15 protein-coding genes are annotated in these 21,661 nt (G+C 70.5%); 4 read left to right on the forward strand and 11 right to left on the reverse strand.

Features of this window, described 5'->3' with window-relative positions:
• Nucleotides 1–308: 308 nt before the first annotated feature.
• Nucleotides 309–1,094, forward strand: a complete 786-nt coding sequence (gene lexA, locus OG698_RS15355) for a transcriptional repressor LexA (RefSeq protein ID WP_100591111.1) — start codon at nucleotides 309–311, stop codon at nucleotides 1,092–1,094.
• Nucleotides 1,095–1,277: 183 nt separating this feature from the next.
• On the opposite strand, the gene OG698_RS15360 is transcribed toward lexA, so the two are convergent.
• The 5 genes from OG698_RS15360 to OG698_RS15380 all read right to left on the reverse strand — a co-directional run bounded on the left by OG698_RS15360 (nucleotide 1,278) and on the right by OG698_RS15380 (nucleotide 10,048).
• Nucleotides 1,278–3,260, reverse strand: a complete 1,983-nt coding sequence (locus OG698_RS15360) for an ATP-dependent DNA helicase (protein ID WP_399981994.1) — start codon at nucleotides 3,258–3,260, stop codon at nucleotides 1,278–1,280.
• A gap of 40 nt (nucleotides 3,261–3,300) precedes the next feature.
• Nucleotides 3,301–5,271: an IucA/IucC family protein gene (locus tag OG698_RS15365; protein WP_406103541.1), complete on the reverse strand. Its 1,971-nt coding sequence runs from the start codon at nucleotides 5,269–5,271 to the stop codon at nucleotides 3,301–3,303.
• A 57-nt stretch (nucleotides 5,272–5,328) separates the two neighbouring features.
• Nucleotides 5,329–6,228, reverse strand: coding sequence for a GNAT family N-acetyltransferase (locus OG698_RS15370; protein ID WP_406103542.1), 900 nt, complete (start codon nucleotides 6,226–6,228; stop codon nucleotides 5,329–5,331).
• A gap of 39 nt (nucleotides 6,229–6,267) precedes the next feature.
• Nucleotides 6,268–8,484, reverse strand: a complete 2,217-nt coding sequence (locus OG698_RS15375) for an IucA/IucC family protein (protein ID WP_406103543.1) — start codon at nucleotides 8,482–8,484, stop codon at nucleotides 6,268–6,270.
• A gap of 157 nt (nucleotides 8,485–8,641) precedes the next feature.
• Nucleotides 8,642–10,048 (reverse strand): diaminobutyrate--2-oxoglutarate transaminase family protein, encoded by a 1,407-nt coding sequence (locus OG698_RS15380; RefSeq protein ID WP_406103544.1) that lies wholly within the window; start codon nucleotides 10,046–10,048, stop codon nucleotides 8,642–8,644.
• 384 nt (nucleotides 10,049–10,432) lie between these two features.
• Between OG698_RS15380 and OG698_RS15385 the strand changes: the two genes are divergently transcribed.
• Both OG698_RS15385 and OG698_RS15390 read left to right on the forward strand, forming a co-directional pair.
• Nucleotides 10,433–11,659 (forward strand): trypsin-like serine peptidase, encoded by a 1,227-nt coding sequence (locus OG698_RS15385; RefSeq protein ID WP_406103545.1) that lies wholly within the window; start codon nucleotides 10,433–10,435, stop codon nucleotides 11,657–11,659.
• Between the two features lie 208 nt (nucleotides 11,660–11,867).
• Complete coding sequence (locus tag OG698_RS15390; RefSeq protein WP_406103546.1) at nucleotides 11,868–13,070, forward strand: trypsin-like serine peptidase; 1,203 nt, start codon at nucleotides 11,868–11,870, stop codon at nucleotides 13,068–13,070.
• 94 nt (nucleotides 13,071–13,164) lie between these two features.
• Here OG698_RS15390 and hflX read toward each other — a convergent pair whose 3' ends face one another.
• The 6 genes from hflX to miaA all read right to left on the reverse strand — a co-directional run bounded on the left by hflX (nucleotide 13,165) and on the right by miaA (nucleotide 21,188).
• Nucleotides 13,165–14,673, reverse strand: a complete 1,509-nt coding sequence (hflX, locus tag OG698_RS15395) for a GTPase HflX (protein WP_399981977.1) — start codon at nucleotides 14,671–14,673, stop codon at nucleotides 13,165–13,167.
• A gap of 225 nt (nucleotides 14,674–14,898) precedes the next feature.
• The gene (locus OG698_RS15400; RefSeq protein ID WP_406103547.1) at nucleotides 14,899–16,377 is read right to left on the reverse strand and encodes a M1 family metallopeptidase; all 1,479 of its coding nucleotides are present in this window, start codon (nucleotides 16,375–16,377) and stop codon (nucleotides 14,899–14,901) included.
• A gap of 67 nt (nucleotides 16,378–16,444) precedes the next feature.
• Nucleotides 16,445–18,574 carry a RelA/SpoT family protein gene (locus OG698_RS15405; protein WP_406103548.1) on the reverse strand — a complete coding sequence of 710 codons (2,130 nt, stop codon included), beginning with the start codon at nucleotides 18,572–18,574 and terminating at the stop codon, nucleotides 16,445–16,447.
• A 137-nt stretch (nucleotides 18,575–18,711) separates the two neighbouring features.
• Nucleotides 18,712–19,590 carry a diaminopimelate epimerase gene (dapF, locus tag OG698_RS15410; RefSeq protein WP_406103549.1) on the reverse strand — a complete coding sequence of 293 codons (879 nt, stop codon included), beginning with the start codon at nucleotides 19,588–19,590 and terminating at the stop codon, nucleotides 18,712–18,714.
• A gap of 84 nt (nucleotides 19,591–19,674) precedes the next feature.
• Complete coding sequence (locus OG698_RS15415) at nucleotides 19,675–20,142, reverse strand: hypothetical protein (protein WP_399982017.1); 468 nt, start codon at nucleotides 20,140–20,142, stop codon at nucleotides 19,675–19,677.
• Between the two features lie 107 nt (nucleotides 20,143–20,249).
• Nucleotides 20,250–21,188: a tRNA (adenosine(37)-N6)-dimethylallyltransferase MiaA gene (miaA, locus tag OG698_RS15420; RefSeq protein WP_326773792.1), complete on the reverse strand. Its 939-nt coding sequence runs from the start codon at nucleotides 21,186–21,188 to the stop codon at nucleotides 20,250–20,252.
• A gap of 182 nt (nucleotides 21,189–21,370) precedes the next feature.
• Between miaA and OG698_RS15425 the strand changes: the two genes are divergently transcribed.
• On the forward strand, nucleotides 21,371–21,658 hold the full coding sequence (locus tag OG698_RS15425; RefSeq protein WP_406103550.1) for a hypothetical protein: 288 nt from the start codon (nucleotides 21,371–21,373) through the stop codon (nucleotides 21,656–21,658).
• Nucleotides 21,659–21,661: the final 3 nt, after the last annotated feature.

Genomic DNA, 21,661 nt, shown 5'->3' on the forward strand with positions numbered 1-21,661 from the left:
GGCGGGGGCGCGCCCATGACGGATGCGCGCAGTTCACGGGCGGCGGCGCACGGAGAGGGGGCCGGTTCCGGGTTGACGGACCACCGGATGGCACACTGGGAGCCCCACGGAGCGGGGCTCGGCCTCGGCGGTGAAGCGTACCGCAATGAACCGAATTGCCACTCCGGCGAAGTGCAAGGCATACACCCAGGCACATGATCACGACAAGCAATCTGCGATTTTTCACTCGAACGTGTGTTTGGCGCAACCTTTCGAAAGCAACTACCGTTGGCTAGCTAGGGAGAACATCTCGAGAGGGGCCGACCGACGTGACCACCACCGCAGACAGCGCCACCATCACTGCCCAGGACCGTTCCCAGGGCCGACTCGAGCCGGTGCATGCCATGAATGACGCATCCATGAGCGCGGAGGGGCCAAAGCCCGCGCGCTCCTTGCCGGGCCGACCTCCCGGAATCCGCGCGGACAGCTCGGGGCTCACGGACAGGCAGCGCCGCGTCATCGAGGTGATCAGGGACTCCGTGCAGCGGCGTGGTTACCCGCCGTCGATGCGGGAGATCGGCCAGGCGGTGGGCCTGTCGAGCACGTCGTCGGTCGCGCACCAGCTGATGGCCCTCGAGCGCAAGGGCTTCCTGCGCCGGGACCCGCACCGCCCCCGTGCCTACGAGGTCCGCGGGTCCGACCAGCCGAGCGCGCAGCCCACGGACACCGCGGGCAAGCCGGCCGCGTCGTACGTCCCGCTCGTCGGCCGCATCGCCGCCGGTGGCCCGATCCTCGCCGAAGAGTCCGTCGAGGACGTGTTCCCCCTCCCCCGGCAGCTGGTCGGAGACGGTGAGCTGTTCGTCCTGAAGGTCGTCGGCGACTCGATGATCGAGGCCGCGATCTGCGACGGCGACTGGGTCACGGTCCGCCGTCAGCCGGTCGCGGAGAACGGCGACATCGTCGCCGCGATGCTCGAGGGCGAGGCCACCGTCAAGCGCTTCAAGCGCGAGGACGGCCATGTGTGGCTGCTCCCGCACAACTCCGCGTACCAGCCGATCCCCGGTGACGAGGCGACCATCCTCGGCAAGGTGGTGGCCGTTCTGCGGCGGGTGTGACCCCGCGCCCCTAGACCGGGCCCCGGAACCAACTGCGCCGGTTCCGGGGCCCTGCTGCGTCCTGCGTCTGATGTGTCCTGGGCCTGCCGAGTGTCATTGGCCTACCGAATCCGGGGGGCCTGCTGTGTGGGCGGAGCCCCGGGTGTCCGGGGCTCCGCCCACACGATGGCGCGGTCCGCGCGGCTACGCGCTCTCTTCGGCTTCGGCGGTCGCCTTCGCGTCGATCGCGGCCAGCGAGCGCCGCACCTGGTTCCGGTCCGTCGTGTACCAGAAGTCCGGCATCGAGGCCCGCAGATAGCTGCCGTACCGGGCCGTCGCCAGCCGCGGGTCCAGGACCGCCACCACGCCGCGATCCCCCGTCGCCCGTACGAGACGGCCCGCGCCCTGGGCCATCAGCAGGGCCGCATGCGTCGCCGCAACGGCCATGAAGCCATTGCCGCCGGCGTCCTCGACGGCCTTCTGCCGGGCGCTCATCAGCGGGTCGTCCGGCCGCGGGAACGGGATCTTGTCCATGACGACGAGCTGGCAGCTGGCGCCCGGCACGTCCACGCCCTGCCAGAGCGAGAGCGTGCCGAACAGGCACGTCTTCGGGTCGGCCGAGAACCCCTTGATCAGCTCGCCGAGCGTCTCCTCGCCCTGGAGGAGGATCGGGTACTCGGGAAGCCGGGTCCGCAGCTCCTCCGCCGCGGCCTGTGCGGCGCGCATCGACGAGAAGAGCCCCAGTGTCCGACCACCGGCGGCCTGCATCAGCTCGGCCAGCTCGTCCATCATGTCGCTGCGGGTGCCCTCACGCGCGGGGCGTGCCAGATGCTTGGCGACATAGAGAATGCCCTGCTTGCGGTACTCGAACGGCGATCCGACGTCGACGCCCCGCCACTGCGGGAGGCCCTCGCCCTCCTGGCCCTCGGGGGCCAGGCCCAGAGAGGCACCCACCCCGTTGAAATCGCCGCCGAGCTTGAGTGTCGCCGAGGTCAGGACGACGGAGCGGTCCGAGAAGAGCTTCTCCCGCAGCAGGCCGGACACCGACATGGGGGCCACTCTGAGGGACGCGCCGAAGCGGTCGTGGCGTTCGTACCAGACGACGTCGTATTCGGAGCCGTTCGTGATGCGCTCCGCCACGTCGTGGATGCTCTCCACGGAGGCCAGGGCCTGCTTGCGTACCGCGTCCTCGTCCTGGACGGACTTGTCGCGCGTGGTGCCCATGGCCGAGATGACAGTCCTCGAGGCGTCCCTCAGCGCCATCAGCGCGTAGCCGAGGTCCTCCGGGATCTCCTCGAGACGGCCGGGCAGCGCCAGCTCCATGAGCCGCTCGAAGCCCTCGGCGGCGGTCTGGAGCTGATCGGCCGCCTTCTCGTTGACGAGCTTGGCGGAACGGCGCACCGCGCGGTTCACCTGCCCCGGGGTGAGCTCGCCGGTCGCCACACCCGTGACCCGGGAGACGAGCTCGTGCGCCTCGTCCACGATCAGCACCTCGTGGGACGGCAGGACCGGTGCCCCTTCGATGGCGTCGATCGCCAGGAGCGCGTGATTCGTGACGATCACATCGGCGAGCTTGGCCCGCTCGCGGGCCGCCTCTGCGAAGCACTCCTGCCCGTACGCACACTTGGTGGCGCCCAGACATTCCCTGGAGGAGACCGACACCTGGGACCAGGCCCGGTCGGAGACTCCGGGGGTCAGATCGTCCCGGTCGCCCGTCTCCGTCTCGTCGGCCCAGTCCCGCATCCGCAACAGGTCCTGGCCGAGCTTGCTGGTCGGAGCGGCCGCCTCGAACTGGTCGAAGAGCCCCTCCTCCTCGTCCTGCGGCGCTCCTTCGTGGAGGCGGTGCAGGCACAGATAGTTCGACCGGCCCTTGAGCATGGCGAACTGGGGGCGCCGGCGCAGCAGGGGGTGCAGCGCGTCGACCGTGCGCGGCAGGTCCCGCTCTACGAGCTGGCGCTGGAGGGCCAGCGTGGCCGTCGCGACCACGACCCGCTCCCCGTGCGCCAGGGCAGGGACCAGGTAGCCGAGGGACTTACCGGTACCCGTGCCTGCCTGGGCGAGCAGGTGGGAACCGCCGTCGATCGCCTCGGCGACGGTCTCGGCCATGGTCACCTGGCCAGGTCGTTCCGTACCGCCGACAGCGGCGACGGCGGCGTGCAGGAGCTCGGGGAGGGGGGGCTTCGTCATAGCTCGACCACCCTACGGGGCACCACTGACAATCCCGCGATCAAGGCTGGTGCAGAGGATTGGGGACCGTGCCGTGCACGGCCGCGTGGGGGCGCTGGGACCGGTCGCGGTAACCGTCCAGGTGCAGTCGGTTGCGATTGAGGCAGAGCCGCTCGATACGGGGAGTGAGGAGGTCGAACATCTCGTACCGCTCCTTGAGCTCGGGGAAGCGCGCCTGATGCCGCAGGATCTCCGTCCGCAGCAGGAACCAGAACCTCTCTTCCGTGACCCCCAGTTGTTCCTCGCACAGGGGCGCCAGATATCGGAAGACGCCGACGAAGAGCCCCGAGTGGATGAACTGGGTCAGGAAAGCGGGCGGCTCGGTGAGCAGGATCTCGCGTACGTCCTGTGGCATGCGGTCGTGTTCGGGCAGCTGCTCGGCGCTCACGTTCACGTCGTCGACGAAGTCCTTCACCGCGAGCCGCACGGGCACCTCGTGGTCGTCGAAGACGACGATGGTGTTCTCCCCGTGCGGGGAGAACACGGTCCCGTAGCGATAGAGGAAGTGGAGGAGCGGGGGCAGCAGGGCCGCGAAGAGCCGGCGCAGCCACACCTCGGGGGTCAGGCCCGAGCGGGCGACGAGTTCCGCGGTGACCGCCCTGCCGTGCGGGTCTACGTGGAGCAGCGAGGCCAGCGTGCGGGCCCGCTCGCCGGGGGCGAGATACCGGAACACCGGCTCGCGCCAGATGGCGCCCAGCAACTCCTTGTACTGATAGGGGACTTCTTCGAGGCCGTCGTACGCGGGGTGCTCGACGGCGACGGAAGCCACCTCTCCAAGGAGAATGACCCTGCAATCGTCCTTCAAGAAGGGGTCTGTTTCGCGGAGGGAGTGCATCCACGCGGTCACCGACGGTGCAGCGAGCGTGCGCTCTGTGGGCAGGCCGCGCCACACAAGGGTGTTGAGCACGGACAGCGGGAGCTTCACCGTGTGGCGGTCGGGGCGCGAGATGTTGAGGAACGTACGGATGGACTGCTGGGGCAGGCGGACATCGCCGTCGGTGGGGAGCGGCACGATGGCGTCCGTCGCAACGGCGCCGGCGAAGAGCGGTAGCACGATGTTGCTCCACTGCCATGGGTGTACCGGTAGGTACAGGTAGGCCTGTGGGTCCAGGCCGCGCTCCCGGAGGGCCTCTGCGAAGGAGTCCCGCACCGCCGGGGAGAACTCACGGTCGTAGAGGCGTTCGGCTGTCGCCAGGTCCGCGACGCCTCTGTAGGCGGCGATCCTCGTGTGGACGGCGATCCACGGGAGCGTCCCGGGGATACGGGCCTCGGGGGCCCAGCGGGCCGTGTCGGTCGCCGAGAATCCCATGCGGCCCTTGTTGAGGACGAGCCAGGGGTGGCCCGTCTGGTGGCCTTCCAGTTCGGCGTATCCGAGATCGGCGAGCTGGGCCGCGTCGAGCGCGGTGTCGGCGAGACGGGCGTCGGCGGCAAGGGTGACGGTGAGCTCGCGGATGAGATGCCCGAGCGTGGCGCCGTCGAGGCCGAGGACGTGCTTGGCGCGGAGGAGGAAGGCGAGGGGGTCGGTGAAGCGTTCCGGCGGGTTCGCTGCGGTGAGTGACGGCTCGGGCTCGGTGGCGCCCCCGTCCATGTCCGTCTGCGCGGGGCGGCCGGCGGTTTTCTCTGGGCGGCCGGCGATCCACTGGATGCTGCCCGGATCTACGAGCCAGCTGCCGTACGCGCCCCGGCGGGCCCTGAACCGGAACGCGCTGCCCGGCGGCACGTGGGATCCGTCGACGGGAAGGGTGTACAGGTCTGTCCGCAAGGGCCCTGGTGCATGCCCCGACCCACGCCCCCGCTCCGACTCCGACTCCGGCTCCCGTTTCGGTTCGATGATCTCCTCGTACGCGAACTCCCCGATCATCTTCGCCAGCAGCCGGGCCGCGGCGCGCTCCCAGTTCTCGGAGGTCAGCTCCGCTGGGTCGTACAGAGCGGAGGACGCTGCGGACATCTGGGGCTCGGACGGATTCGGCACGGGGACTCCTCGGGAAGGAACCGGATCGGGGTGAGCGGTGTACTAAAAGTGACGGGCTCACAGCAGAGCGCGCAGGGCCCGGTCTCGGATCATGAGTGCGGCTCGCTTGTCGGGGAGGTCCACCTCGGCGGAGAAACGGAAGCCGGCACTCAAGAACGCTGATACGGAGGGGGTGTTGCGAAGGTCCGGCTCTGCGACGACACGTGCGCAGCGCGGGCGATGGTCGAGTACGAGGTCGGCGACGGCCTTGAGCAGTCCTGTGCCGAGTCCTCGGCCGCGGTTGGCGACACCACCGATCAGGAGGTGAACACCTGTGTCGTGCGGGCGGGCGGGGTAGTGGCGCGCCAGCGGGTCGAGGTCGGCGCGGTAGATCTCCCAGTAGCTCATCGGGGTGCCGTCCAGTACGCCGAGGCAGGGGACGCTGCGCCCGTCGCCGTCCAGCTGGGGGCGGAGATGGTTCTCCGTGACGCTCTCCGGGCCTTCAAGTTCCCAGAAGGCAGCGACGGCTGGATCGTTCATCCAGCGACTGATCAGCGGCAGGTCGCGTTCGATACGGACGGGAACCAGCTGGAAGACGCCGGAACGTGCGGTGACCGGTCGCCACGCTCCGACGTTGTCGAGCAGGTCGTCGTCCGCCAGGGCCGTCGAGGTGCCGCCCGCTACGTACGCTCGCGTTCCGTCGCCTGCGTGCCCGTAGCCGCCGGAACCCGCATCGGTCCCCTGGCCCGCGCTGCCGTTGACCTGTCCGCCGGGTCCACCCTGCCCGGCGATCAGGTCGATGAGTTCATCGGGCAGACGCAGGTCCAGGGTGTCGGCGACATCCGTGTCGCCGCCGGGGTCGGAGCCAGTGAGCTCGTCGGCGCCGGGGCCCGTGTCGGTGATCTCGTCGGTGACGGCATCGGTAGGGGCGGTGGCGGGCGTGACTCCGGCGTCGGTGCGCGCGTCGGTGGATGACACGGCGACGTTCCTCTCAGGGGATGGGGTGGGGCATGTTCCTCAGGAATGAAGGGGGTTGGCGATGGTGACGTAGACGGACTGGGTGTCGACGGGGCCGACGAGTTCGTCGAGTCCGTGCAGGCGGGTGAGGAGGTTGGCCTTGCAGCGCAGGGCCGGGGAGTCGAGGAGGTATCCGGGCAGGGGAGTGCGGAGCTTGTCCGGGCCTGACCCGACATCGGACAGGAACCCCCGGAAGGCGGCGAGCAACAGTCGTTCGTCCGCAAGCTGCTGGGAGCCGAAGGCGCCGATGAGACCGAGGATGTTGTTGATCCCGAGGTAGTAGGCGAACCTTTCGTCGGTGACGTCGTCGGAGACGAAGGTCTCGCTGTGTCTGCCGATGCCGGGCAGCCGGCCGTCCAGCTCGGCGCGCCGGGACTCGCGGAAGTAGTAGCCCTGGTTGTCGCGGTAGCGGCCGCCGACGGGCCAGCCTTCGGGGTCGAGCAGCAGCAGCGTGTTCTGCTGATGGGCCTCCAGGGCTACGCCTGCGGTGCTGTCGAGCCAGAGCACGGGGCGCACGACGTGTTCGAGGTAGCGCAGGAACCACTCGGCGGCGACGGCACCGCGGGGGCGTCCGGTGCGGCCGGCGAGGCGGGTGATGGTCTCGGCGAGACGGGAGCGCATGAGCTGGCGGTCCCGTTGCCCCTGGGGCAGAGCCGGGGGCCTGGGTGACACGAAGCCGGCAATGCAGGCTGCGTCGTCTCCGGGCGCGAACGGGTTGTTCCGGATCATCACGTCCAGGCCGGGCACCGGTTCGCCGTCCGGGCCGTTGACAGCGAGCCAGGCCGGGTCGCGAACGATGTCGAATCCCGGGTGAGCGGCCTGCCACTGCTCGAAGAGGCCGGTGCGCAGCAGTCGGTGCACCTCGACGCCGCGGTGGAGTTCCTTACGGAGGTTCTCCCGACGGGAGTTGGTGATGCGCAGGCCGAGCGAGAGCTTCAGCATGGCCGACGCGTCGGGCTGGTAGAGGGTACGGACGGAGGAGGTGGGGTACCAGGGGGCGCCATGCGGACCGAGGTCACGCAGAAGGCCGGCGTCCAGAAGGGCCGCTGTCTGGGGGCGGTGCTTGAGCTCGCGCACCTGCCACGGGTGCAGGGGCAGCGCGGCGTGGCCGTCGGGCAGGGGCAGTTCCGTCCCGGCCAGTTGGAGAGCGAGCTGGTCCGCGGGGAGGGGGCGGCCTCGCTCGGTCCAGGCCGAGTCCATCGCGAGCACCGAGCGGTTCACCGCCATCCAGTGCACGGGGAAGGACCCCTGCAACTCGGGTGAATAGAGCCGGGATTCGGCCTCGGACAGGCCCTCGCGACTCTTCGGGGTCGGGTGCAGGGGGTGGCCGAGCAGGAGGGACTGTTCGGCGGCCAGGAAGAGGTCGGTCGTGTCGCGGGGATTGCTGCGTCGGTGAGCGATGAAGTCGGCGGTGCGGCGAACCGAGTCGGCCACGCGCCCCACCAGGTCGGCTCCGTCGCCGGAGGGGGTGGTCGGGCGAGAGGGCTCTGGGTGTGAGGGCTCTGGGTGGGGTGACTGCGGCTCCGGGTGAGGGGCCACAGGGGCGGAGGCAGCAGCGACGGTCTCCGGGACGGTCTGCGTGCGCGCGGGAACGCTCGGGGCCGGCGACGAGGCGGTCGGCGCCGGGCCGGCTACCGACTCGGGCCCGGTGAGCGTGCCGGACGTGGTGTCCGGCGTACCCGCCAGTCCCGGGACGCCCCCCTCCCGTGGGGCGACATCGGCGCCGCTTCCGCCGGCGTCCCTCGCCGGGACACCGCCCCGCACCGCGGCCGCGGTTCCCGGCCCCGATGCCTCGCGGCTCAGGAGGGCGGCGACTGTCACGGCGTCGACGCGCGGGGCGTCGAGCGGGCCGTCCTGGAGATGGGGCATGCCGAACCGGTGCCAGCCGGTCACGGACCAGTAGTGGACAGGGATGAGGAGGGCGGTGCCACTTGCGGGCAGAGGGATACGCAGAGTGCCGTGCGGGGGTTCGGCCAGATCGTTCTCCCGCACCCAGCAGCGGAGCAGGTTCTCGACGGCCGCGGCCTGGGCCGCGGTGCCGGGGTCGGGATGCTCCAGCAGGTCGGCGGTGGAGCCGTGTAGATGCCCGGCCTCCTGGCCGCCGTCCTTCTGTCGGGGGACCGTCGTCCCGCGTTCCGGGGCTAGTTGGGGCTGCGTGTCGCAGGCTCCGCTCGCCTGGGGGCGGTGTCGGTCGTCGGGTGCGGGAGTGGCGTTCAACGGGGCTTCCTTGTGGGGTAGTTGACTCCGTGATGCGGTTGTCCGGACTGTCCGGTGTTCCGCGGCTGTCCGTGGTCGTCCGTGTCGTGGTCGTCGGTGGCGTGGCGGTCCTGGCCTGGTGGGTTTCGGGCCTCAGAACGCGCCCGTCCTGGCCGGGCTATCCCCGATGGGTGCGGGCCGCTTCGGCCAGGGCGTCGGCGAGACGCTCGACGACCGCGGCGGCCTGTTCGTCGGTGATCGTGAGGGGCGGCAGGAGGCGTACGACGCTGGAGTGGCGGCCGCCGAGCTCGACGATGAGTCCACGACGGAGGCATTCGTGCTGCACGGACGCGGCGAGTTCGGGCGCGGGAAGATGCGGGCTCGCGTCGGGTCCGGCGGGCCGGTTCGGGTCCTGGGCGGCGCCCACGTCGACCAGTTCGACGCCGATCATCAGGCCGCGGCCCCGTACGTCCCCGATGCAGGGGTGTTCGGCTGCGAGACCCTGGAGCTGGCCCACCATGCGGGCGCCCAGGAGGGCGGCGCGTTCGGCGAGACGGTTCTCCCGGACATGGGCGAGGGTCGCGGCGCCGGCGGCCATGGCGAGTTGGTTCCCGCGGAACGTGCCGGCGTGGGCTCCGGGCTGCCAGACGTCGAGGTCGTCCCGGTAGACGACGACGGCCAGGGGGAGGCTGCCGCCGATCGCCTTGGACAGGACCATGACGTCGGGCACGACTCCGCTGTGTTCGACGGCCCAGAAGGTGCCGGTCCGGCCCACTCCGGTCTGGACCTCGTCGGCGATCAGCGGGATGGAGCGTGCCGCGGTGAGTTCGCGCATCCGGCGCATCCAGGAGTCGGGCGCGGGAATCACTCCGCCTTCCCCCTGGACGGGTTCGAGGATCATGCCGGCGGGGTGCGGCACCCCCGACTTGGGGTCATCGATGAGGGATTCGGTCCAGCGCGCGGAGAGTTCGGCGCCGCGCTCGCCGCCGATGCCGAAGGGACAGCGGTAGTCCTGCGGATAGGGCAGCCGCGCGACCCTGACGTCCTGCGCCCCGCCGGATGCTTCGAGCGCCCCCGCGGTCATCCCGTGGTAGGCGCCGGTGAAGGCGAGCATTCCGCTGCGGCCGGTGGCCGTGCGGACGAGCTTCAGGGCGGCCTCCACCGCGTCGGTGCCGGCCGGTCCGCAGAACTGGATCCGTGCCCGCTCGGCGAGCCCGGCGGGCAGCGTGCGGAAGAGTTCCGTCGTGAAGGCGTCCTTCACGGGGGTGGCCAGATCAAGCACGTGCAGGGGGGCACCGGAGTCGAGAACGCGTCTGATCGCTTCGAGGACGACAGGGTGGTTGTGGCCGAGGGCCAGCGTGCCCGCGCCGGAGAGGCAGTCGAGGTACCGGCGTCCGTCGGCACCCTCGATGGTCAGGCCGCGCGCCCGCACGGGCACGATCGGCAATGCGCGCGCATAGGTGCGGGCCGCCGACTCCCGCGCGGACTGCCGCCGCAGGATCCCCTCTTGGGCAGCGCCCTCACGGGCGGCGCCCCCCTCATACCCCGCGGGCACCGCCGCGGGCGCAGGCTCGGTGACGGCCACGACTGCTGGTCCTCCCCCTGGATCCCGCTGGATCCGGTCGAATTCTCGGTGTGGGGGGATCAGTTGACGTACGTGTGTCCGGGGCCGAACCCCAAGGACCGAGCGACGACCGCGAATCCCCCCTACGTACCAACGACGGTGACTGCGCCGGATCACGGGTCGGCGGAAAATCCTTGGCGCGCGGAAGATCCCTGCCGTGACGGAACCGTTGCTGTTCCGTGGGTAGTCACCCACAGCGCGCGCATAGGGTGGGTTGCCGTTCGACGGAGGGCGGAGGGTTCGGTCGCGGGGCGAGGCACATCAAGTGCCGAGCGTGGCGCGGCCGGTTCACGACCGCCGGCGGCCGGCACTGCACAGTTCTCGAAGCCCAGGGGGATTCACGACATGCGACCCATACGTCCGCTCTTGACCGTTCAGCGCGGGAGGAGCGTGCGCCGCAGAACCTCCCCCGTGGCGGCCGCTCTCGCCATCGGTGCGGCGCTCGCGCTCACCGCCACCGCGTGCGGTCCCGGCGACGACAACGCGGACTCGAAGCCGACGTCGTCCGCGACGCAGGGCGGCAGCGACAAGATCCAGATCCCGGACGACATCAAGGACCGGCTCAAGGAGCACGGTATTGATCTGGACAAGTGGAAGAACGGCGAGTGGAAGAACTGGGACAAGGACAAGTGGCTGCGTGAGGCGCAGGACTACGTCAACCCCATCATCGACGGTCTGTGGGACCCGGACCGAATGCGTGACGCCGACAAGAACCCGGACAACGAGGTCGACGACAACGACATCTCGGGCGACCAGGGTGTGACGGACCCGACGCCGCAGCCGGTGAAGGCCGCGGCCGTCGGCACGCCCTACCACGAGAGCGCGCCGTACGCCGGAAAGCTCTTCTTCGACGGCCCCGAGGGGTCGATGGTCTGTTCGGCGACGGTCGTCACGGACCCCGCGCACCCGGGCAAGTCGAACATGGTGTGGACCGCGGGCCACTGCGTGCACGCCGGTAAGAACGGCGGCTGGTACCGCAACATCGCCTTCGTGCCCTCGTACAACAACGCGGGCCTGTCGGACGAGCAGCTCAAGACCGCCACCAAGGAAGAGGTCGCTCCGTACGGCGTCTGGTGGGGTGCGTGGGCGCAGACGTCCGACCAGTGGATCGAGCAGGGCGGTCCGACGGGCGGGCAGGGCGCGCCGTACGACTTCGCGGTCATCCAGGTCACGCCGGAGAAGGGCAGCGAGGGCAAGCCCCTTGAGGAGGCGGTCGGTACGGCCGTGCCGGTCGACTTCAACGCGCCCGCGGTGCCCAAGATCGCGACGATGACGGCGAAGGGCTACCCGGCGGCGCCGCCGTTCGACGGCCAGACGCTGTACCAGTGCGCCGACAAGCCGGGCCGGCTCTCACTGGCGAAGGCCGAGCCGACGATGTACCGCATCGGATGCACCATGACCGGCGGTTCGTCCGGTGGCGGCTGGATCGCGCAGGGCTCCAGTGGCAAGCCGTCGCTGGTGTCGAACACGTCCATCGGCCCGGTGACGGCCGGCTGGCTCGCGGGCCCGCGCCTCGGCAAAGAGGCCAAGGGAATTTACGACGCGGTCAGCAAGAAGTACGCCGGCCAGTAGGCAGGCTGCGCCCGTAGGCAGCCCGTAGGCAGGCACCGCCAACAGGCGGGCGATGGGCGGCGGCGGGGTGACGAAACCTTCACCACCCCGCCGCCGTTCGTCCCCAACTCCACAGGCATAGTGGGGTGCTGCGTCCGAGATCTCCGCACGGAGCCAACTCGGATCTGACAAGCTCATGACACGTTCGCTCAACGGGGGTAACTGCACCATGCGTTCCACACGTCCGTCATCCACGCGGAGCCGGGGCCGGCGTACCGTCCTCGCCGCTACGGGGCTCGCCGCGGCCCTGGCGCTCACCGCCACGGCCTGCGGCCCGAGCGACGACAAGACGAGTGACAAGTCGGCCGCCTCCGCTTCGCAGGGCGCCGACGACGGATCCAACGGCCAGCTGCCCGGGGGCATCGCCGACCAGCTCAAGAAGCACGGCATCGACCCGGACAAGTGGCAGAACGGCGCCTGGAAGAACTGGGACAAGGACGACTGGCTGCGCGAGGCCAAGGACTTCGTCAACCCGGTCATCAAGGACCACTGGAAGCCCGAGCGAATGAAGTCCGCCAAGGACCCGGACAAGACGATCGCCGCGAAGGATGCCTCGGCCGACCAGGGCGCCACGGACCCTGAGCCGCAGCCCGTCAAGGCCGTGCCCGAGAAGACCCCGTACCACGACAACGCCGCCCCGGTCGGCAAGGTCTTCTTCGACTCGCCCGAGGGTTCGATGGTCTGCTCCGGCACCGTCGTGAAGGACCCGCGCAACCCGGGCAAGTCCAACCTCGTCTGGACCGCGGGTCACTGCGTGCACGCGGGCTCGGCGGGCGGCTGGTACCGCAACATCGCCTTCGTCCCGGCCTACAACGACCTGGGCAAGTCCGAGGCGCAGCTGCAGAACGCGGCCCCGCAGGAGATCGCCCCGTACGGCACCTTCTGGGCCGACTGGGCCTCCACCTCCAACGAGTGGATCGACACGGGCGCCGAGTCGGGCGGTGCGGGCGCTCCGTACGACTACGCGGTGCTGCACGTGAAGCCGGAGCAGGGTTCCAAGTCTCTTGAGGAGACCGTCGGCAACGCGCTGCCCGTCGACTTCTCCGAGCCGGCGGTCCAGTCGGTCAGCAGCATGGGCGCCTGGGGCTACCCGGCCGCGCCGCCCTTCAACGGCCAGCTGATGCACAAGTGCATCGACCGCCCGGGCCGTCTCTCCCTCAGCCCCGACATGCCGACGATGTACCGCATCGGCTGCACCATGACCGGCGGTTCGTCCGGTGGCGGCTGGTTCCGGATGGTCGACGGGAAGACCCAGCTGGTGTCGAACACGTCGATCGGCCCGGCCGAGAACACCTGGCTGGCCGGACCGCAGTTGGGCAAGGGCGCCCAGCAGGTCTTCGACACGATGAGCGAGAAGTACGGCAGCCAGTAACCGCCGGCTTCACCGAACGAACGAGGGCCCGCCCCCAGGAAGTTGGGGGCGGGCCCTCGCCGTCGGCACGGGAGGCCCGGCTGCTGCCGGAGCGTCAGCTCGCGGCCGCCGCCGGAAGGTACGGCGCGAACTCTGCGGCGAGTCCCTCGTGCACCCGCGCCTTGAGCAGGGTGCCGTCCGGGGTGTGCTCCTCGGAGATCACCTCGCCGTCGGCGTGCGCACGCGCGACCAGCTGGCCATGCGTGTACGGCACGAGCGCCTCGATCTCGACCTCGGGACGCGGCAGCTCGTCGTCGATGATCGCGAGCAGCTTGTCCATGCCGAGCCCGGTGCGGGCCGACACCGCGATCGCGCGCTTCTCGACGCGCAGCAGCCGCTGGAGGACGAGCGGATCGGCCGCGTCCGCCTTGTTGATCACCACGATCTCGGGCACCTTCGTGGCGCCCACGTCGCGGATGACCTCGCGTACGGCGGCCAGCTGCTCCTCCGGCGCCGGGTGCGATCCGTCCACCACGTGCAGGATCAGGTCGGATTCACCGACCTCCTCCATCGTGGAGCGGAACGCCTCGACGAGGTGGTGCGGCAGATGCCGTACAAAACCGACCGTGTCGGCCAGCGTGTACAGCCGGCCGGTGGGCGTCTCCGCTCTGCGGACGGTCGGGTCGAGGGTGGCGAACAGGGCGTTCTCCACCAGGACACCGGCGCCCGTCAGGCGGTTGAGCAGGGACGACTTGCCCGCGTTGGTGTATCCGGCGATGGCCACCGAAGGCACCTTGTTGCGCTTGCGCTCCTGGCGCTTGATCTCGCGGCCGGTCTTCATCTCCGCGATCTCCCGGCGCATCTTCGCCATCTTCTCGCGGATCCGTCGCCGGTCCGTCTCGATCTTGGTCTCACCGGGACCACGGGTGGCCATGCCGCCGCCGGAGCCGGAGGAGCCACCGCCACCCATCTGCCGGGAGAGCGACTGGCCCCAGCCGCGCAGTCGCGGCAGCATGTACTGCATCTGCGCGAGGGCGACTTGCGCCTTGCCCTCTCGGGACTTGGCGTGCTGGGCGAAGATGTCGAGGATCAGGGCGGTCCTGTCGACCACCTTGACCTTGACGACGTCTTCGAGGTGGATGAGCTGGCCGGGGCTGAGCTCACCGTCACACACGACGGTGTCGGCTCCGGTCTCGAGGACGATGTCGCGCAGCTCCAGTGCCTTGCCCGAGCCGATGTACGTCGCCGCGTCGGGCTTGTCCCGGCGCTGGATGACGCCGTCGAGCACCAGGGCGCCGGCGGTCTCGGCGAGGGCGGCCAGCTCCGCGAGGGAGTTCTCCGCGTCGTTCACCGTTCCCGAGGTCCACACACCGACGAGCACGACCCGCTCCAGGCGGAGCTGCCGGTACTCGACTTCGGTGACGTCTTCGAGCTCGGTGGAGAGGCCCGCCACGCGGCGCAGGGCCGCGCGCTCGGAGCGATCGAACTGGTCGCCGTCCCGCTCTCCGTCGATCTCGTGGCTCCAGGCGACGTCCTCTTCCATCAGGGCATCGGCCCGAAGACCTTCGGGGTTGTTCTGCGCGAAGCTCTGCGCGTCCTGGGAAGGGGAAGAAGAGGAGGTCATTGGATCCTTACGTCGAGGTGGTTCGAACTGGTGACGGTCCGCGCATGACAGCGTGGTCCTTCGACTGACACAACGTCCCGGGGCGTCCGTAGATTCCCGGGGCGGCCGTGCCGCCGACCTGGAAGATGGTCGCACGGTACGGCCCGTCTCGTCACCCGACTTATTGCCCGCCGACGCCGGGCCCGAAGCCTGTCCTGCCTGGGCTGTGCGCCGCCGGTCGACGGCCTAACCCTTGGCCGGCTTCGCCTTCGCCACCGGCGTCGACTTCCAGTCCGGGTGCCCCGGCATCGGCGGCGTCTTCTTCCCGTAGAGCCAGGCCCGGAGGAAGCCCTGGAGGTCGCGGCCCGAGGTCTGCGAAGCGAGGCTGATGAAGTCCGCCGTGCTCGCCGTGCCGTCACGGTGCGTGCGCACCCAGTCGCGCTCCAGGCGCTCGAACGCCGCGGTGCCGATCTCCTGGCGGAGCGCGTAGAGGACGAGGGCGCTGCCGTCGTAGACCACCGGCCGGAAGATGCTGATCTTCTGGCCCGGCTTCGGGGCCTTGGGGGAGGCCGGCGGGCCGCCCGCGGCCCGCCAGCCGTCCGAGGCGCGGTATGCCTCACGCATGCGCTTGGCCATGGACTGGTGCCCCTTCTCCTGGGCGTAGAGGGCCTCGTACCAGCTGGCATGTCCCTCGTTCAGCCACAGGTCGGACCAGGTGCGGGGGCTGACGCTGTCGCCGAACCACTGGTGCGCCATCTCGTGGACCATGATCGAGTCGATGTACCAGGCGGGGTACGCGGGCTCCGTGAAGATCTCCTTCTCGAAGAGGGAGAGCGTCTGGGTCTCGAGCTCGAAGCCGGTCCGGGCCTGGGCGATCAGGAGGCCGTAGTTCTCGAAGGGGTAGCCGCCGACCTTCCCTTCCATCCAGGCGAGCTGGGCGGGCGTCTTCTTGAGCCACGGTTCGAGGACCTTCCGGTCCTTGGCGGACACGACGTCGCGGACGGGCAGCCCGTGCGGCCCCTCCCGATGCAGCACCGCGGAGTTACCGATCGAGACCTGCGCCAGCTCGGTGGCCATGGGGTGGAGGGTGCGGTACGACCAGCTGGTGTCCGCGCCGTGGCGCATCTTCAGGAAGGGCACCCCGTTGGCCACGACCGTGAGCGCCTTGGGGGCGGTGACCCGGAACGTGAACAGGGCCTTGTCCGAAGGGTGGTCGTTGCTCGGGAACACACGGTGCCCGGCGTCGGCCTGATTGGCCATGGCGAGACCGTCCTTGGTCTGCACCCAGCCCCCCTCCTCCTTGCCGGGCGCCGGGTTGCTGGTGTGCCGCACCGTGATCTCCAGTGGGGCACCCTCCGGGACGGCCCTCTCGGGCGTGACGACCAGGTCCTCGTCGCTGGTGTCGAACCGCGCGGGACTGCCGTTGACCTCTACGGAGCGGACGGTTCCGTTCGAGAAGTCGAGATTCACCTGCTCGAGGCGGGCGGTCGCCGTGGCCTCGATCTTGGTGACGGCATCGAGCGGCTTCTTGTTGTCGCCGTGGTAGGTGAACGCGATGTCGTACGACTCCACGTCGTAACCGGGGTTGCCCAGGTGCGGGAAGAGCCGGTCGCCGATGCCCAGCGGGACGGCCGGCGGCGGGGCGCTCGCGGCGAGAAGTGCGGTGGAGGCGGCCGCGGCGACGAGCGCGGTGCCCATGCGGATGGTGCGGGGGGTGAGCAGCATGAACTACGGCTACCAGCGTGCGCGTCCGGACTCCGGCGGGACGCGCCACTCCCACCCGAACGAGACCCTACGAGGTGGTCTGGGCGGAGTGCTGTGCGCGGCTGACGTCGTACACCCCGGCGATGTTGCGCATGGCGCGCATCAGTCCGGGGAGCGTTGCCGCGTCGGGGAGTTGGAGCGTGTAGGTGTGGCGTACGCGGCCCTGGGTCGGCGGTTCCACGGTCGCGGAGATGACGGCGACGCTCTCCAGGGCAATGGCTTCGGTGAGATCGGCCAGCAGATGCGGCCGGCTGAACGATTCGGCGATCAGGGAGACCCGGCACTCCGTGGTGTCGCCCCAGTGCACGCCGACCTCGGGGCGTCCCGCGCTCTTCATACGCGCCACGCCGTGACACTCCGCGCGGTGCACGGTCACGACACCGCCGCGTACGGCGAAGGCGGTCACCGCATCGGGCGGCACGGGCGTGCAGCAGCCCGCGAGGCGGACCGGGGCGCCCGGCTGGTCCACTACGGCGTTCGCCTCGGCGAGGCGGCCCGCCGGCGCGCCCTGTGGCGTCCTGGCGGCCGCCTCCGGGGCGCGCCTGTCCTCGGGCTCGGGCTGGGGCGTGGCCGGGTGGGTCGTGAGCCAGCGCCGGATGGCGATGCGCGCGGCGGGTGTACGGGCGTGGTCGAGCCAGTCCCTGGACGGCTCGGAGGCGGGGTCCTGGCCCATGAGGAGCTGGACGGTGTCCCCGTCGCTCAGGACCGTGCTGAGTGTCGCCAGCCGGCCGTTGACCCGGGCTCCGATGCAGGCGTGGGCGTCCTCGCCGTACTGGGCGTACGCGGCGTCTACGCAGCTGGCGCCCGCGGGCAGGCCGAGCGTGCCGCCGTCGGGCCGGAAGACGGTGATCTCGCGGTCCTGGGCGAGGTCTTCGCGCAGCGTCGACCAGAAGGTGTCCGCGTCCGGGGCGGCCTCCTGCCAGTCGAGGAGGCGGGAGAGCCACCCGGGCCTGGTCGGGTCGGCGCGCTCGCCGTCGCTGTCGGCCTGCTCCTCCGAAGGAGGAGCGTAGGGATTGCCGAGGGCGACGACGCCGGCCTCGGCGACCTTGTGCATCTGGTGGGTACGGATGAGGACTTCGGCGACCTCCCCGTCACCGCGCGACACGGCTGTGTGCAGCGACTGGTACAGGTTGAACTTCGGTACAGCGATGAAGTCCTTGAACTCCGAGACGACCGGCGTGAAGCACGTGTGCAGCTCGCCGAGCACCCCGTAGCAGTCGGCGTCCTCGCCGACGAGTACAAGCAGGCGCCCGAAGTCCGCACCGCGCAGTGTTCCGCGCTTGCGCCTCGACCGGTGCACGGAGACGAAGTGCCGTGGCCTGATCAGCACTTCGGCCGTGATCCCGGCGTCCTTCAGGACGGCGCGGGCGTCCTCGGCGATCTCCGCGAGGGGGTCGGTGTCCCGCGCGTCGTTGGCCGCGATGAGCTCGCGGGTCGCCGTGTACTCGTCGGGGTGCAGGATCGCGAAGACGAGGTCCTCGAGCTCGGTCTTGAGTGCCTGGACGCCGAGACGTTCTGCGAGCGGGATGAGCACGTCCCGGGTGACCTTGGCGATGCGCGCCTGTTTCTCGGGACGCATCACGCCGAGGGTGCGCATGTTGTGCAGCCGGTCGGCGAGTTTGATCGACATGACCCGCACGTCGTTGCCGGTGGCGACGAGCATCTTGCGGAAGGTCTCGGGTTCGGCGGCCGCTCCGTATTCGACCTTTTCGAGCTTGGTCACGCCGTCGACGAGATAGGCGACCTCTTCGCCGAATTCCGTACGCACTTGATCGAGCGTCACCTCGGTGTCCTCGACGGTGTCGTGGAGGAGGGACGCGGTCAGCGTCGTGGTCTCGGCGCCCAGCTCGGCGAGGATCAGCGTCACCGCGAGGGGGTGTGTGATGTAGGGCTCGCCGCTCTTGCGCATCTGTCCCCGGTGGGAGGACTCGGCGAGGACGTATGCCCGGCGCAGCGGCTCAAGGGGGGCTTCCGGGTGGTGGGCGCGGTGGGCCTCGACCACGTGTCCGATCGCGTCGGGCAGCCGGTTGCCAGCGGCCGGGCCGAGGAGCGCGGCCCAGCCGATGCGGCGCAGATCGATCCGGGGACGGCCGCGCCGGCGGTGCGCACCCGGTGTGACCGGGCCCGGCGTCGCGGGATTGGTCGCCTCCGCACTCATGAGCACCTCCGGCTGCGTCGACCGGCGGCGGTCTGCGGGGTTCCCGCCCGGGCCGGTGCTTGATGCTACCGAGCCCATCACGTGGAGCAGTCCCCCTCTCGCCCAGCGTGAAACGGATCACCCATTCGAGCGAACGTTCAGGGGTTTACGGTTTCGAGACCGGCCAGCCAGTCCGTGTCGATCTCTCCCTCGGCGACGATCGCCGCGGGCCCTGTCATCTCGATCTCCCCGTCGGCCCGCTCCGTGATCACGAGCTGTCCGCCGGGCAGATCCACCGCGTACGTCACCGGCGATCCGGTGACCGCCGGGTCCAGGCCGTCCCTGCGGGCCGCCGCGACGGCCACGGCGCACGCGCCCGTGCCGCACGAGCGGGTCTCGCCCACGCCGCGCTCGTGGACCCTCATGGCTACGTGACGGGGGCCACGGTCGACGACGAACTCGACGTTCACCCCGTCCGGGTAGGCCGTGGCCGGGGTGAAGGGCGGGGCGGAGAAGAGGTTGCCGGCCTGGGCGAGGTCGTCCACGAAGGCGACGGCGTGGGGGTTGCCCATGTTCACGTTGCGCGCGGGCCAGCTGTGGTCGGCGACGCTGACGGTGACATCCCCTTCGGGGAGGAGGGCCTTGCCCATGCCGACCGTGATGTCGCCCTCCTTGTCGATGTGCACGCTCTTCACGCCTCCGCGGGTGGCCACCGCGAGGTCGCCCTCGCCGACATGGCCGGCGCGCTGAAGGTAGTGGGCGAACACACGCACGCCGTTGCCGCACATCTCGGCGACCGAGCCGTCGCCATTGCGGTAGTCCATGAACCACTCGGCCTCGGAAGCCAGGTGCCGCGCGTCGGGGTGGGCTGCGGAGCGCACCACGTGCAGCAGGCCGTCACCGCCGATTCCGGCTCGTCGGTCGCACAGGGCTGCGACGGCCGCCGGGGGCAGCTCCAGGGCGTTCTCCGGGTCGGGGACGATCACGAAGTCGTTCTCGGTCCCGTGCCCCTTGAGGAAGGCGATCCGCGTGCTCATTCCTCGATCGTACGGGGTGGCGACGACAACTCATCGGGACGGCCCCTTACGCGGACCGGCCCAGCCTGATCCGAACGAAAGGCACTAGCGCAGGCGGGCGACGCGCCACACGGCGAGGACGGCGACTGCGGCAACCACGACTGCGTACGCGCCGACGACCCGCCAGTCCGGGCGCCGGCCCGATCCCCGGGCCGGGAAGCCGGGCCAGGTGTAGCCGACGCGGCGCGCGGCCATCATTCCCCAGCCGGCGGCGCAGGAGCTGATCAGCAGCCCCAACATCGCCACGACGGCCCCGCCGTCCCCGAACTCGAAGAAGAGCGGGAAGGCGAACATCAGGGAGCCGATCGCGGAGAGGATCACAATGGGCGCGAGCTGCCACAGGCGCAGGCGGCGCTGCGGGCGCAGCTCCACCTCGACCTCGGCGCCTTCGGTCTGCGATGCGAGCTCCTCGGCCGTGGGGCCGTCGGCGATCACACCGTCCGGGGTCGCGTCCGGTCCGTCAGGGCTCAGCTGTTCCCCGCCGGGTGCGGTGTCACGAGGGCCGGCCTCCATCGCCACGCGCCCTCCCACTTCGGACTCCACTGGTCGATCGATGGTCGATGATGGCACGCTCCCAGGGGCCTCGATGACGGCCGGAGCGTCCCGATGCCATCACGTGATCAGGCTGTAACCGGTCGTTCGATCAACGTCATTGCCCGGGCCGGGAGTTCCCCGCGTTCGGCCGCCTCGCCGCTGAGCCAGTGGACGCGCGGATCGCGCCGGAACCACGAGTCCTGACGGCGCGCGAAGCGCTTGGTGGCGCGGACGGTCTCGGCGCGCGCCTCGTCCTCGGTGCACTCCCCGGCCAGCGCGGCGAGCACCTGCTGGTAGCCGAGCGCCCGCGATGCCGTACGCCCTTCCCGCAGGCCGCGCGCCTCCAGGGTGCGCACCTCGTCCACGAGCCCGGCGTCCCACATGCGGTCGACGCGGGTCGCGATGCGCTCGTCGAGTTCGGGGCGCGCCACGTCCACGCCGATCTGGACGGTGTCGTAGACGGACTCATGTCCGGGCAGGTTGGCCGTGAAGGGCTTGCCTGTGATCTCGATGACTTCGAGGGCCCGGACGATGCGCCGGCCGTTGCTCGGCAGGATCGCCTTGGCGGCCCCGGGGTCGGAGACGGCGAGGCGGGCGTGCAGGGCGCCGGAGCCGCGCAGGGTGAGCTCCTCCTCCAGGCGTGCGCGCACCTCGGGGTCGGTGCCCGGGAACTCCAGGTGGTCCACCGCTCCGCGGACGTAGAGGCCGGAGCCGCCGACCAGGACGGGCCAGCGTCCCGCGGCGAGCAGCCGGTCGATCTCGGCGCGGGCGAGCTTCTGGTACTCCGCGACGCTGGCCGCTTCGGTGACGTCCCAGATGTCCAGGAGGTGGTGCGGAACCCCGTCACGTTCCTCGGGCGTCAGTTTGGCGGTGCCGATGTCCATCCCCCGGTAGAGCTGCATGGAGTCGGCGTTGACGACCTCGCCGCCCAGTTCTCTGGCGAGAAAAACGCCCAGATCGGACTTTCCGGCCGCAGTGGGTCCAACGACGGCGATGACCCGCGGAGCGGGAGCTGCACTACTCACCGCCCCAGTCTCGCAAACCTCGGGACCTCTTCCCGAACGAGCTACGTGACGCCACAGGTCCGGGGTCGTTCCCTGTTGCGAGGTTCCGACCGCCGGTTTCGAGTGCCTCAGACCCGGGCGACGCAATCGGACGCACCGGGCGGCGCGGGATTTCGCCCGCACGAGTAACGTATGGAGTTGAAATGGGCGTTTTTGCCAGGTTCCGCAGGAAGTCGAAGGACGCGGAGGAGGCGTCAACCACGGAGGCGCAGGCCGCCACTCCGACGGCCGGGCCCGAGGCCGAGGACTCCTCCCCCGGGATTTCCGAGGCTGCCGACACCTCCGCGGCCACCGACACCGCGAAGCCTGAGGCATCCACGGAGGCTGCCGATGCCCCCGAGCCCGCCGCGGCGGAGCCCGTGGAAATCCCCAAGCAGCAGTCCGCGGAGCAGGCCGCCGACAGCGAGGCCGGTGAGGGCGCCCGCAAGTAGTCC

The organism is Streptomyces sp. NBC_01003 (assembly GCF_045162695.1).
Lineage (GTDB): Bacteria > Actinomycetota > Actinomycetes > Streptomycetales > Streptomycetaceae > Streptomyces.

Coding starts and splice junctions, on each gene's coding strand:
- OG698_RS15390 (WP_406103546.1), top strand. CDS start 11,868: ATGCGTTCCACACGTCCGTCATCCACGCGGAGCCGGGGCCGGCGTACC.
- OG698_RS15385 (WP_406103545.1), top strand. CDS start 10,433: ATGCGACCCATACGTCCGCTCTTGACCGTTCAGCGCGGGAGGAGCGTG.
- OG698_RS15415 (WP_399982017.1), bottom strand. CDS start 20,142: ATGGAGGCCGGCCCTCGTGACACCGCACCCGGCGGGGAACAGCTGAGC.
- dapF (WP_406103549.1), bottom strand. CDS start 19,590: ATGAGCACGCGGATCGCCTTCCTCAAGGGGCACGGGACCGAGAACGAC.
- OG698_RS15425 (WP_406103550.1), top strand. CDS start 21,371: ATGGGCGTTTTTGCCAGGTTCCGCAGGAAGTCGAAGGACGCGGAGGAG.
- hflX (WP_399981977.1), bottom strand. CDS start 14,673: ATGACCTCCTCTTCTTCCCCTTCCCAGGACGCGCAGAGCTTCGCGCAG.
- OG698_RS15400 (WP_406103547.1), bottom strand. CDS start 16,377: ATGCTGCTCACCCCCCGCACCATCCGCATGGGCACCGCGCTCGTCGCC.
- OG698_RS15405 (WP_406103548.1), bottom strand. CDS start 18,574: ATGAGTGCGGAGGCGACCAATCCCGCGACGCCGGGCCCGGTCACACCG.
- OG698_RS15360 (WP_399981994.1), bottom strand. CDS start 3,260: ATGACGAAGCCCCCCCTCCCCGAGCTCCTGCACGCCGCCGTCGCCGCT.